The sequence below is a fragment of the Calothrix sp. NIES-3974 genome, assembly GCF_002368395.1.
GTDB lineage: Bacteria > Cyanobacteriota > Cyanobacteriia > Cyanobacteriales > Nostocaceae > NIES-3974.
In genome coordinates, this window is the sequence record NZ_AP018254.1 from 2866851 (window position 1) to 2880095 (window position 13245).

Consider the following 13245-nt stretch of genomic DNA (forward strand, 5'->3'; position numbering starts at 1 on the left):
TTTAGCAGGGAGCGATAGGGGTAATTACTGTATACTTTAGCTTTTTTTACTAGTTATTTTCGCTAATTGTCATACTTTTACAAAAACTATGAGTAATCCCAAAATTCAGCCTGTCAAGCTTTCCTAATTACATTAATTATAAGTTTATCTGCATGATATTTACCTGACAAGATAGATATAACCAAAGTTCGAGTTAGTTGAAACACCGATTACATCGTTGGAGGTTGTTTAAAAAGTCATTTTTGATACTTGAATTATCGTTTTTGGAAATGGGAAAAGACGCAACATGTCGCGTCTGTACGGCAATAGGGATTGGTCTCGAAGGAAAAATTAGCTTTATAAGCTCATGCTTAGAGTCAGGACGATAGTCAAAAGAGTGATAATTAATACTTGACAAACATCCTCTTAGCTATAAACTTGACTATCTCGTAGAAAGCATTATGAAATAGCCTTAACTCGAACTGATGTTATGAATTATGAATAAGCCTACATTTCTCACAATGGAGTGATAAGCCTTGAGTAATGGGTTAATTTTCCTACTACTCCCTACTCACTGAAAGCTTTAGGAGTTTGTGAGAAATCCGGGTAAGGGGGTATTGAGTGAGAAGAAAAGCAAATCAGATAATTCAGAATTATTTATTTAAATACCTATTTTCCAGAAAATTTTTGATTCAAGAAATCCCTGACAACTTGCTTCACATCCCTTTTTTCCTCTTGAACTTGGTAATTTAATGTTTGCATTTGCTGGGCAGAAATTTTCCCACTGAGTTGTTCCAAAGCAGTTTTTAATTGGGGATATTTTTTCTGGGTTTCTTGGCGAACTATGGGGACAGCTTCATAGGGGGGAAAATATTTTTTATCATCGGCGAGGACAACTAAATTAAATCTAGCAATTTGACCGTCAGTGGAGTTTCCATTCACTAAATCGACTTCTTTTTGTAATAATGCTTGATAGATTAATCCCAAATCCATTAATTTAGGAGATTGGGCAAATTTTAAATTATAGGTTTTCACTAATCCCGGAAAACCATCTGGTCGTTCTACAAACTCATAACCAAATCCAGGTCGCCATTTAGGAGCTACTTTAGCGATATCAGAAATAGTTTTTAAATTATATTTGCTAGCATCTTCCCCACGGATTATCATCGCAAATGTATTTTCAAACCCCAATCCTGGTAATACTTCCAATTGGTACTTTTGAGCATAAATTTGTTTAACTTGCTCATAAACAACTTGAGGGTTAGTAATAGTTGATTGTTTGAGAATGGCCACGTGTGCAGTTCCTGTATACTCCACATAAACATCAATTTTTCCAGATGCGATCGCATTATGGGTGACTAATGCACTGTTGAAGCGACGACGTTCAACCTTGAGGCTACTTTTATTCTCAATTTGTTGCGCAAGTAGTTCCATGAGAATATCTTGTTCTGTGAATCCTTTGGAACCGACAGTGACTTTTCCCGTTGTCTGATTTTCTCCGGAATTATCAGGTGTACAGGCAAAAATTGGTAGGCAAAGAATAACGATTTTGATAAATAGTTGAAGTGAATAATTAGATTTCATCTGATAATTGTGGATTTGTGATTTGAGATTTCGGATTCCCTCAAAGAGTGACGAAACAGACTGAAAACCCGGATGAAAACACATTTCTGAAGCTTTCAACAAGGAGGAAGTTAGGAGTAGCAGGACAATCAAACGATTACTGAACAATTATCCCCCACTCGTGAACAATCTAGAAAAAGCTTACTTGATGTATCAAACATTTAGTATTTTTATCCTAGAAAAAGAAAGGTCTCTTATATGCAATAACACTTACTTGTTAATAATTTCACCTGAATTCTACCAAAATCACTTAAAAAGTCAACTGAGTCAAGCAGATTTGATTTTCCTCAAAATTTTGCTGCATCCTCTACAAGCAATCATAAAAGTGAACAGAGAAAAGTTAGCCAATGCTTTACCCAGTCTTATCCGGAATTACCTGTATCCTAAGTGTAACTAAATAGAAATATGGGTTACAACAGAAATAGTTGTGGTTAGGGATGGGAAATGAACGAGGAAATACTGGGAAATCGCTATGTAGTCAGACAAAAACTAGCAAAAAAGGCTGGAAGACGAACCTTACTTGCACAGGATAAAAACACAGGTAACTTGGTTGTGATTAAGTTACTATCCTTTAGCAGTGACTTTACCTGGGAAGATTTAAAGTTGTTTGAGCGAGAAGCTGAAACCCTCAAAAGTCTTTCCCATCCAGCTATTCCTGGTTATATTGATTACTTAGAACTAGATACAAAACAGAAAAATTACGCTCTGGTTCAAACCTACGTTGATGGTAAATCTTTGGAAAAATACATTCAATCAGGACAGGTTTTTACGGAAAAAGAACTAAAGGTTATTGCTAAAAAACTGCTGGATTTACTAACTTATTTACACGCTCAACATCCACCTGTCATTCATCGTGATATTAAGCCAAGTAATATCATTCTACAGAAAAATCCCGCCGGTGGAATTGGTCAAGTTTATTTAGTGGATTTTGGTTCCGTCCAAACTTTAGCCAGTAAAGCGGGAAAAACGATTACAGTAGTTGGTACTTATGGATACATGCCACCCGAACAGTTTGGTGGTTACGCTAGTCCTGCATCGGATTTATATAGTTTAGGTGCAACATTGATTACATTAGGAACAGGGATTCATCCTGCGGATTTACCCCAAAAGGAGATGAAAATTGATTTTGAAAAGTTAGTTAATTTTAGTCCTGATTTTATCACCTGGTTACAATGGTTAACCGAACCAAGTCAAGAACAACGGCTAAATTCAGCAGCAGAAGCATTATTTGCACTTGAAAATAAATATATTCCTACTCCCCATCAAACTTCAACCAGTAAACGGGTCAATACTTGGTGGTTGTTTTTAGTCGCCATTTCCCGTACCATAATTTTTGGTGGGGGGATGGTGACGATTTGTGCAGGTTTGTATGCAAGTGTTTTTTTGCCATTTATTGGTACGATTATGGGGTCATTTATTGGGGGGATGATTGCTTTCCCCTTGGCAGTTTTTAACGGTTTGTTAAATGCTTTGATTACACGATTTTTCTTTTATCCCCTACGTAATACAAATCTCCATCAGCGTATTTTAAGTTTAACAACAACGACAATCAGTATTGCCGTTGCCGTTATTTATTTTAGTTCGACGAGTAGTATTTTCCCCTTTACAGAAAGCTCGATTTCTAACCATCTGAGACATTTGATTTTTATTGTGGTTACTCCATCTATTATTACTGGCTTAAGTATGGGTGCTATTAGTCAATCTTTTGCTCGCTGGTATGAAAAAGAATGTCGAGTGATAGCGGGAAATAATCGTAATCAATCGTAATCATTTTTAATGATTAAGATATCAGTTTTGCTAGATTAAACTAGGGAACGGTAAAATACCTATTTTTAAAGTTTAGATGACCGAGAAATCCTTCAGCAGTTAGGAGTCATAATTATTTATGGGTATTGTGTATCCTGGAGAAAATATTTAGGAAGTATCAACCACTTTTTGCAGACAGGAAATGGGCTACAACGGTACATTTTAATTATCAACTATTCTTGTATAGACGCGACATATCCTATACAGATGACTCAAAGGTTCATCTGTAATTCCGAAAAACGAGATTTTTAAGTATTAAAATCGACTTTTAAAATATCATCTGATACTGACTATTTCTGAAAACAAAGTATATATAGGTTACTTATGTCTGAAAAATTGTTCAATAACCGATATAAAATTATTAATGAACTAGGTAGACAGACTGCTAGAAGAACCTTTTTAGCTGAGGACATACAAACTCAAGCAAAAGTCTTAGTCAAGATATTATACTTAGGGAAAGACTTTGATTGGCAGGATTTAAAGTTATTTGAACGGGAAGCGGAAACTCTCAAACAAATTAACCATCCTGCCATTCCCCGATATCTGGATTACTTTGAATTTGAGACAGAGAATGATAAAGGATTTGCCTTAGTGCAAACCTATGTTGATGCTAAATCATTAGAACAACAATTACAAGCAGGACGCAGATTTAGTGAAGAGGAAGTGATGCAATTAGCCCAATCTTTATTAGATATTCTGGACTATTTACATCAGCAACAACCACCGATTATTCACCGTGATATCAAGCCTAGTAATATATTACTCAAAAATCGTTCAGCCCATCATGTTGGTGATGTTTATTTAGTGGATTTTGGGTCAGTACAAAATCTTGCTCACCAAGAAGGTGGAACAATTACTGTTGTTGGAACCTACGGATATATGCCACCAGAACAATTTGGCGGAAGGGCTAAACCTGCATCTGATTTATACAGCTTAGGGGCCACTTTAATTTATTTAATTACAGGTTTACATCCAACTGAATTACCACAAAACAATTTGTGTATTCAATTTCGTCAAGTAGCCAAGGTTAGTCAAAGATTTGGTGACTGGTTAGAATGGATGATTGAACCTAGTCTTGACCGACGTTTTCAGACGGCAAAAATTGCTCAGGAGGCAATCGATAATCCACCACCTAGAGTTAGGAAAAATTTGAAATATGAAGCAAAAAAAACTGTACCCATTGGGACAAAAATTCAAATATTTAAAACAGATGAAAAATTAGAAATTATCCTTCCTCCCACAGGCTTTGGCACAGGTTTAATCGCTCTAATTTCGTGTATTGCTCCCTTTGCAATTGGCACAAATTTTGTATCTGGCTCCATTTTTACCTACCCCCTATCGATGGTGGGGCTTTTTGTATTTTTATTACAATTGAGCGCGATCGCAATTTTAATTCTCCTCGTACTTTTAGCTTTATACAAGCGCACTCACTTAATTTTTACCCAGAAGAACTTACATGTAATTAATAAATTATTCGCCTGGAATTTCTGGCAGAAAAGGATTCCAATCGACTATTTAGAGAAAATTACAATGATTGTAGATGTGTATAATACGGGGATTAAAGAAAATTTAATTTTGGATACCAAAAATAAACCTGGAAGTCGAAACAAAATATTTAAAGATTTTGACTTTGACTGTTATAGTAATTTGACCATTGCCGAACGGGAATGGTTAGCAAAAGAAATTAGTGCTTGGTTGAATTTACCAATTGTTGAGTCCAAATGGTAGAAACTCAAACTAAAAATCAACTTCGTAGTCAGTTTTTAAAAACCCGTTCCCAACTAAAAAGGGATGATTGGCAAAGCAAAAGTACTCTGATTTGTCAAAATTTACAAAGCTTTTCAGTTTTGACCCAAGCCAAAACGGTTCTAGCCTACCTTAGTATTCAAAACGAGCCAAACCTACACCAGTTATTCACCAATTCCCAGCAAATTTGGGGATTCCCTCGCTGTGTCGGTCAACAAATGACTTGGTGGGAGTGGAAACCCGGAGACCCTCTCCAAACTGGTCGCTATGGCATTCTAGAACCAACCACAGATGCAAACATCATAACACCTAACCAGGTCGATTTAATTTTAGTCCCCTGTGTCGCTTGCGATCGCCGTGGTTATCGTCTAGGCTACGGAGGTGGATATTACGACCGTATGTTCGCTTCCCCTGAGTGGCAAACAATCCCTTCTATCGGTATTCTTTTTGATTTCGCCCTCCTTCATGAGTTACCCATCGAACCTTGGGACAGACAGTTAACCTACGTCTGTACGGAAAGACAAATTATTCGATTTTAGATTTTGGATTTTAGATTTTGGATTATTCGATTTTAGATTATTCAATTTTGGATTATTCAATTTTGGATTTTGGATTTTGGATTATTCAATTTTGGATTTTAGATTTTGGATTATTCGATTTTGGATTATTGAAACTCTCGATTGTCAGGTGTTAATTCAATACGGTTGGTGTTAAAGATAACCGTAGGTTGGGTTGAGGCTTTGCATAGACTGTTGGTTTTGTTGAAATTTACCCATCAGTTCACACATTTTTTGTGATTATCTCGTCCCGATGCTCCGCGTGGGGACGCATTCCACAAGGGCTACTACCTCTACATTCTTCAACCTAACCTACCCAATAATCAGGCTTTTAAGTCTAACTGAACTGTATTGGGTGTTAATTAGGTTTCTCCTGCATCCTGTTCCTATCTCCTCAATAACTAATCCAATCACTCCAACTACCTGCGTACAATTTGGTATTGCGGAAACCAGCTAATTCGAGAGAGAGTAAATTTACACAGGCTGTCACTCCCGAACCACAGTAGGCGATCGCTTCCTCTTCATCGCTAATAGTTTCCCATCTAGCTTGCTGTTCTGCTAGGGGACGAAGAAAACCGGTTTCATCAGTAACCGTTTGCCAAGGGTAATTAATCGCACCAGGAATATGTCCGGCTACTGGATCAATTGGCTCGTGTTTTCCGAGATAGCGATCGCGTTCCCGAGCATCGATTAATTTCACACCTGCTAAATCTTTATGTTCTTGAACATAAGTATAATCAACTACCATTTGCGGTTGGATGTGGGGTATAAATTTACCAGGAGTAAATTGAGGTATTTCCGTTTCGACGGGATACCCGGCTTTTTGCCAAGCGCTAAACCCTCCATCTAACACAGCAACCCGTTGATGTCCGAAATAGCGCAATAACCACCACAAACGAGCAGCAAAAGCTAAACGGGAATCATCATAGGCAATCACTAGGGTTTGGGGAGAATTGACCCCCAAGGTCGATAATTTGGCCGCAAAGGTGTTGGGATGGGGGAGGGGGTGTCTTCCTCCGTGTTTCTCCACAGGACTGGATAAATCTTGATTTAAATCTAAATAGAAAGCACCGGGAATATGACCTTGTTCGTATTCCATCCGACCTAACTGGGGTTGAGCAAGGGAAAAACGACAATCTGCGATCGCAATGGACGAATTATCCCTATTCTCCTTCAGCCATTGTACTGACACAACTGCCGGGTGATTAACCATAAAAATCCCCAATGAACCCAATTAAATAGATTTTTGCTACTGAAAATCAGTATTAAATTCAGTATTAAATAATATAACTGTATCAAAGTGTTTAATTCTGATTTTATTCTTTCTTTACAAGAAAAATGTCCAAGTCAGAGAGTTTTTCACCCCTGTTGACCGCAGATGGTTCTTTTACATTTTTTTCGCCAGAATTTGCGGAATCATTCCATAGTCACTTTGGTGCGCGTCAAGAAAGTTTTCTCAAGTTTGCTGTCCCAACAAATTTGACCCAGCAAGCCCACAAAACCCATCTGCGAATTTTGGATATTTGCTACGGTCTAGGATATAACACTGCTGCGGCTTTAGAAACTATTTGGCAGTCAAATCCCAATTGTACAGTGGAAATTATCGCTTTGGAACTGGATCAAAGGGTTCCTCAAGCGGCTATTCAACATCATTTATTTGACAATTGGTCAAGAGATGTAAAGAATATTATCAAGCAAGTTGCTTTTGACCAAAAATCTGTAACATCAAATGCAAATGTCATTTTATCATTAGGTGATGCTCGACAAACCATTCAACAGGTAATTACATCTGGGTTTTCCGCCGATGCAATTTTTCTTGACCCTTTTTCTCCACCCCGTTGTCCCCAACTTTGGACAATTGAATTTATAGCAATGGTGGCAAAATGTTTAGGTAAGAATGGTTGGTTAGCAACATATTCCTGTGCTGCTGCTGTACGTACAGCCCTATTAAATGCTGGTTTAGTCATTGGTTCTACGCCTCCTGTGGGCAGAAAAACACCTGGTACAATTGCTGCATATCCTCAGCAGGATTTAGTATCAGTAAAAGACCATCAAAATCCACAAAAAAATCATCAATATATGCACGGACAAATGATTGATATTCCTAATTTTGCTATCTCTCCTATCCCGAAAGAATATAATCTCTCCCAATCAGAAATTGAACATTTACACACCAAAGCTGCGGTTCCCTACCGTGACCCTAGTTTATCTGCATCACCGGAAATAATTATCTCCAGACGACAACAAGAACAAGAAAACTGCCACTTAGAACCAACATCCCATTGGCGTAAACGTTGGAATAGTGGATAATTTTATAGTTATTTACAAGGGAGGGTAAATGTGAGTAAATCTATTGATAGGGAAAGCACATAAGTAGAATCGACTAAATAATTTTATCGAGAAAAAAAGCAAAAAACATGGATATTGACAGTGAATGTGCTGGGCAAATATAACTATGTTTAGAGGGTGTTTTTCAAGATTAATCTGACCTGAAACTGGAGATAGTAAGCCATCTCAGTGTGATTCTAAACCTTTGATTTGCCGTCATAGTGAAGCCCAATTATCAGGTGAAAATTATACCGCATCTGACGTTTCAAACAACCTCCGAAAAATCTCCGTATAAAACCTGATTGAATATTGATATAAAAGGATAATAATAAGAAAGATGTTCAATGATTTTCTCATGATTTTCTAACTCCTGTTCGGGAATAAATAAATATCATACCCGTGAGGAATGCTACTAGCACTAAGAATCCAGTTAACTTGCACAAATAGAGTTACGACTGAAAGCAGGCAAAAATAATAATCTAGACACTATAAAAAAATCATCCGAAAATCTGATTGGAATAATTTGGAGCGCCTTTGTGGTTGACCCATCCAATTATGAACAAAAACTTCCAGTAGAGATATTAACAGGACTGATACCTGCTAATTCTCACGGTTTTATTAACTTAGATAATGCTGTAGGATTAAGAGCGATGCAAGGGTTTTCATTGGGTGCATCAGTGCAGAGTATGGCTTTAAAGCGGACAGAAGCAATCCCCTCTGAGGTGAATTCTCTCATGAATTCGGGCAGTAGCTATTCCCTAGCAAATGCCACTGGTAAAAACAAATCAAATGCGGATAATTGTGATGGAGATTCCGCCAAGATTCTCGTTGTCGATGATCATGCTGCAAGTCGGATGACTGTGGTGGCATTGTTGGCGATGGAAGGTTATGAGACAATTGAGGTGGACAGTGGTATTGCCGCAGTGGAGATTGTGGCTCAAAATCAGCCCGATTTAATCTTACTGGATGTTATGATGCCGGGGATGGATGGGTTTGAAGTTTGTCAACGGATTAAACAAGATGAGCAAACTCGACTGATTCCAATTATTTTTATTACAGCTTTAAACGATCGGCGATCGCGTATTCGTGGTATAGAAGTAGGTGCGGACGATTTTATCAGTAAACCCTTTGACCGTTTGGAATTAGCCGCACGGGTCAAGTCCTTGGTAGAGCAAAAACGTTTAAATGAGGATCTAGACCATGCGGAAAAAGTATTATTTTCGATTGCAAAAGCCATTGAAAGCCGCGACCCCAACACTGGGGATCACTGTGAAAGATTAGTGAAACTGGGACAGGAATTTGGCGAATACTTACAGTTAAGCCGTATTCAAATTCGGGATTTAAGTTGGGGGGGATATCTGCATGATATTGGTAAAGTTGGTATTCCCGACGCAATTCTCCTCAAACAGGGTAAATTGACCGATGGGGAATGGGAAATCATGCGTCGTCACGTTTTAATTGGTGAGGCTATTTGTAAACCCTTACGAAGTATGCGCGGTGTCATTCCCATCATTCGCCATCACCACGAACGCTGGGATGGGATGGGTTATCCAGACCAACTCCAGGGTAATGAAATTCCATACCTAGCACAAATCTTTCAAATCATTGACATTTACGACGCTTTAACTAGCGAAAGACCCTATAAACAAGCATTTACACCAACCGCAGCACTGGAAATAATGGCAGCAGAAACAGCTAAAGGCTGGCGAAATCCCGAATTAATGGCTAAATTTACCGAATTTATTCGTACTCGCTTTTGAGAAATACCAGGAAATAGGGAGTCGTGAGTAGAGACGACCCGGTGGGTCGTCTCTACTCCCTACAAACATAGTTCATTCCTACTCCCCACTCCCCATTAACAAGAAAGGAATTGGGGGAGAGGAGCTAATTAATTGTAAGCAAGAAACATTTTCCTGGTAGAGGTATTTCGGTATGATTTGGGCTTAAACTCGAATCGAAGCTCATTCACACAAAATATTACAAAAGCCAAGGCGCATTATGGTAGTTGTCGCAATTTTGGCCGCAGGACGCGGTACACGGATGAAATCTAGCCTCCCCAAGGTTTTACACCCCCTTGGTGGTTTTTCGCTGGTAGAGCGGGTTCTGCGGTGCGTGGAGCCACTTTCTCCATCCAGACGCATGGTCATAGTTGGCTACCAAGCCGAACTTGTGAAAACGGCATTGTTGGAAATCCCGGATCTGGAATTTGTGGAACAAACTCAACAATTAGGTACGGGACATGCAATCCAACAGTTATTACCCCATTTACAGGGTTATGATGGGGATTTACTGATTTTAAACGGCGATGTACCCCTATTGCGTCCCGACACCCTGAAAAACCTTCTGCAAACCCATAAACAAAACCAAAATGCAGCGACAATTTTAACAGCCTACCTCCCTGACCCCAAAGGCTATGGACGGGTTTTTTGTAACGGTGAAAATGTTGTCCAGCAAATTGTTGAAGATAAGGACTGTACCCCAGCCCAAAAACAAAATCGACGGATAAATGCGGGAATTTACTGTTTTCGCTGGCAAGATTTAGCACGGGTGTTGCCAGAATTGCAAGCAAATAATGCTCAAGGCGAATATTATCTCACCGATGCTGTCACCCAAGTTAGTCCAGTGATGGCGGTTGATGTGGAGGACTCCCAAGAGATTCTCGGTATTAATGATCGCATCCAGTTAGCTGGAGCCTATGAAATTTTACAGCGTCGGATCAAATCTGAATGGATGGCTGCTGGGGTGACAATTATTGAACCTAGTAGTGTGACCATTGATGAAAATGTTCAGTTAGAACCAGATGTCACTATTGAACCACAAACCCACCTGCGGGGAAATACCGTAATTAAAACAGGCTGTCGAATCGGACCAGGTTGTTTAATTGAGAACAGTGAAATCCAGGAGAATGTCACCGTTAAGTATTCCGTAATTACCGATAGTCTGGTGGCATCTGGAAGTCGAATTGGTCCCTATGCTCACCTACGTGGTCAGGCGCAGGTTGGTATGGGCTGTCGAATTGGTAACTTTGTGGAGTTAAAAAATACCCAGTTAGGGGATAAAACCAATGTCGCCCATTTATCCTACCTTGGCGATGCCACCACTGGAACCAAAGTAAATATTGGTGCAGGTACAATTACAGCTAATTATGACGGCTTTAACAAGCATAAAACCAAAATCGGCGATCGCACAAGTACGGGTTCTAATTCGGTGTTAGTTGCTCCTTTGACTTTAGGTAACGATGTTTACGTTGCTGCGGGTTCTACTGTCACCACGGATGTATCCGATGATTGTTTAGTAATTGCTCGTCCTCAACAAGTTATCAAACCCGGTTGGGTAAGTAAACAGCGTGATGCCAAACAACAAAATTAAATTCCATCCCAATTGAAATTGTAATTGCAACAGACCCATAGAGACGTAGCACTGCTACGTCTTTTCCAATTATGCACTGCTACGTCTTTTTCGATGATTCCATTAAAAGTATTATTCTAATTACAACCCCATCCTTCCCATTTTGAAGATAACCCTATGCGTAAATCTCGGCTATGGTTTCTAGGTTTAATTCTAGGTATCGTTGTTTTAGTTTCCTATGCAATTACTTCTACCATTGTTCAATCAGCCGATTTTACCTTACATATCCTACACACCAATGACCACCATGCCCATTTAGAAGCAATTGATTTTAACAAAGAGGAATTGGGTGGTATTGTCAGACGCAAGACCCTAATTGACAAAATCCGTGCAGAAAATGCCAAGACAAAGGAACCACTTTTATTATTAGATGCGGGTGATATTTTTCAAGGAACTTTGTATTTTAATCGCTATCTCGGTCAAGCAGATTTATCCTTCTACAATGACTTGGGTTACAATTTAGCTACCCTCGGTAATCATGAATTTGATCGTGGACAACAGGTATTAGCTGATTTTGTCCGCAAAGCTAAATTTCCCCTCATTTCTGCTAATATCCAGGTCGCTCCAACCTCACCCCTGGCTAATCAGATCAAACCTTGGACTGTTTTACAACTTAATGGGGAAAAAATCGGTATCTTTGGACTGACTACAGAAAAAACAGCGATTCTCTCCAACCCAGGTGATGGAATCACCTTCACCGACCCGATTAACGCTGCAAAAAATGCAGTTACAGACTTAACCAGTCAAAATGTCAACAAAATAATCGCTCTGACCCATATCGGTATCCAGGCTGACCGGAAATTAGCCCAGCAAGTTGACGGTATTGATATAATTGTGGGTGGCCATTCCCATACACCCTTGGGGAATATGCCAGGTGCAACTGTTCCCTATCCCATCCTGGAGAAATCACCAAATGGCAAAGAAGTACTGATTGTCACTGATTGGGAGTGGGGAAAATACTTAGGAGATATTCACGTGAGGTTTGATTCTCGGGGTGACGTAATTTCTTGGCAAGGTTCCCCCACACCCGTGAGTCAAGAGATTGCACCTGATTCAGCTTTTAAGCAAAAATTAGAGCAGTTTGCAGCCCCAATTCAAGCACTAAGACAAAAAGTTATTGGCAAAACAGTTGTCACCCTCGATGGAGACCGGGCTAAAATACGTACCCAAGAAACTAATCTGGGTAACTTGATCGCAGATGCCATACTTGATAAAACCCGTCCAGATGGCGCTCAAGTCGTAATTATAAATGGTGGAGGTATTCGCAGCAGCATTCCCATTGGAGATATAACCGTTGGCAATGTCCTGGAAGTATTACCCTTTGAACACAATTGCTCGACTTGATTTAACTGGTGTACAACTGAGGGAAGCGCTAGAGAACGGTGTGAGTACAATTGAAAATGGAGAAGGACGTTTTCCCCAGGTTGCAGGACTACGGTTTGAGTTGAATCCCCAAGCTCCTCCAGGAAAACGTATTTTATCTATTCAAGTACAAAATGCTGATGGCAACTATCAACCCCTGGATACAAAAGCTACCTATCGTGTAATTACTAATAACTTTCTGCTCAATGGTGGGGATGGTTACGAAGTTTTTAAAAGCGGGAAAAATCAAATTGATACAGGTTTTCTGCTAGCAGATGTAGTCATGGATTATATTAGTTCTCACTCCCCCATTAATCAACAACTTGACAAGCGAATTGTACAGGTGGCAAAAATTTCTGAACGCAACCAGAATTACTATGAGACACCCTAATTCCTGAAAACTACTACAAGGCGATCGCGCTGGTGGGTTGTGTAA

Annotated in this window: 8 protein-coding genes and 1 pseudogene; 7 read left to right on the plus strand and 2 right to left on the minus strand. The window is 39.4% G+C overall.

Annotated features, from left to right (window positions below; genetic code table 11):
* Nucleotides 1-648 precede the first annotated feature (648 nt).
* Nucleotides 649-1563, minus strand: a complete 915-nt coding sequence (locus tag CDC37_RS11390; RefSeq protein ID WP_096622019.1) for a glycine betaine ABC transporter substrate-binding protein — start codon at nt 1561-1563, stop codon at nt 649-651.
* 483 nt (nt 1564-2046) lie between these two features.
* Between CDC37_RS11390 and CDC37_RS11395 the strand changes: the two genes are divergently transcribed.
* From CDC37_RS11395 to CDC37_RS11405, 3 genes are all read left to right on the plus strand, one after another.
* Nucleotides 2047-3369 (plus strand): protein kinase domain-containing protein, encoded by a 1323-nt coding sequence (locus tag CDC37_RS11395; protein ID WP_096622021.1) that lies wholly within the window; start codon nt 2047-2049, stop codon nt 3367-3369.
* 363 nt (nt 3370-3732) lie between these two features.
* The gene (locus tag CDC37_RS11400; protein ID WP_096622022.1) at nt 3733-5136 is read left to right on the plus strand and encodes a serine/threonine protein kinase; all 1404 of its coding nucleotides are present in this window, start codon (nt 3733-3735) and stop codon (nt 5134-5136) included.
* A complete protein-coding gene (locus tag CDC37_RS11405; RefSeq protein ID WP_096622024.1) occupies nt 5130-5693 on the plus strand; it encodes a 5-formyltetrahydrofolate cyclo-ligase in 564 nt (187 codons plus the stop codon). The genes CDC37_RS11400 and CDC37_RS11405 overlap by 7 nt, the downstream gene beginning before the upstream one ends.
* 412 nt (nt 5694-6105) lie before the next feature.
* Here the strand turns inward: CDC37_RS11405 and CDC37_RS11410 are convergent, their stop codons facing one another.
* Entirely contained in the window at nt 6106-6924 is an 819-nt protein-coding gene (locus CDC37_RS11410) for a sulfurtransferase (protein WP_096622025.1), read from the minus strand.
* 125 nt (nt 6925-7049) lie between these two features.
* On the opposite strand from CDC37_RS11410, the gene CDC37_RS11415 reads away from it, so the two are divergent.
* From CDC37_RS11415 to CDC37_RS11430, 4 genes and pseudogenes are all read left to right on the plus strand, one after another.
* Nucleotides 7050-8021: a tRNA (5-methylaminomethyl-2-thiouridine)(34)-methyltransferase MnmD gene (locus tag CDC37_RS11415; protein WP_096622027.1), complete on the plus strand. Its 972-nt coding sequence runs from the start codon at nt 7050-7052 to the stop codon at nt 8019-8021.
* A gap of 554 nt (nt 8022-8575) precedes the next feature.
* Entirely contained in the window at nt 8576-9799 is a 1224-nt protein-coding gene (locus CDC37_RS11420) for an HD domain-containing phosphohydrolase (protein WP_442861075.1), read from the plus strand.
* Between the two features lie 238 nt (nt 9800-10037).
* On the plus strand, nt 10038-11408 hold the full coding sequence (glmU, locus tag CDC37_RS11425; RefSeq protein ID WP_096622028.1) for a bifunctional UDP-N-acetylglucosamine diphosphorylase/glucosamine-1-phosphate N-acetyltransferase GlmU: 1371 nt from the start codon (nt 10038-10040) through the stop codon (nt 11406-11408).
* 156 nt (nt 11409-11564) lie between these two features.
* A pseudogene (locus tag CDC37_RS11430) lies at nt 11565-13200 on the plus strand (bifunctional metallophosphatase/5'-nucleotidase).
* Nucleotides 13201-13245: the final 45 nt, after the last annotated feature.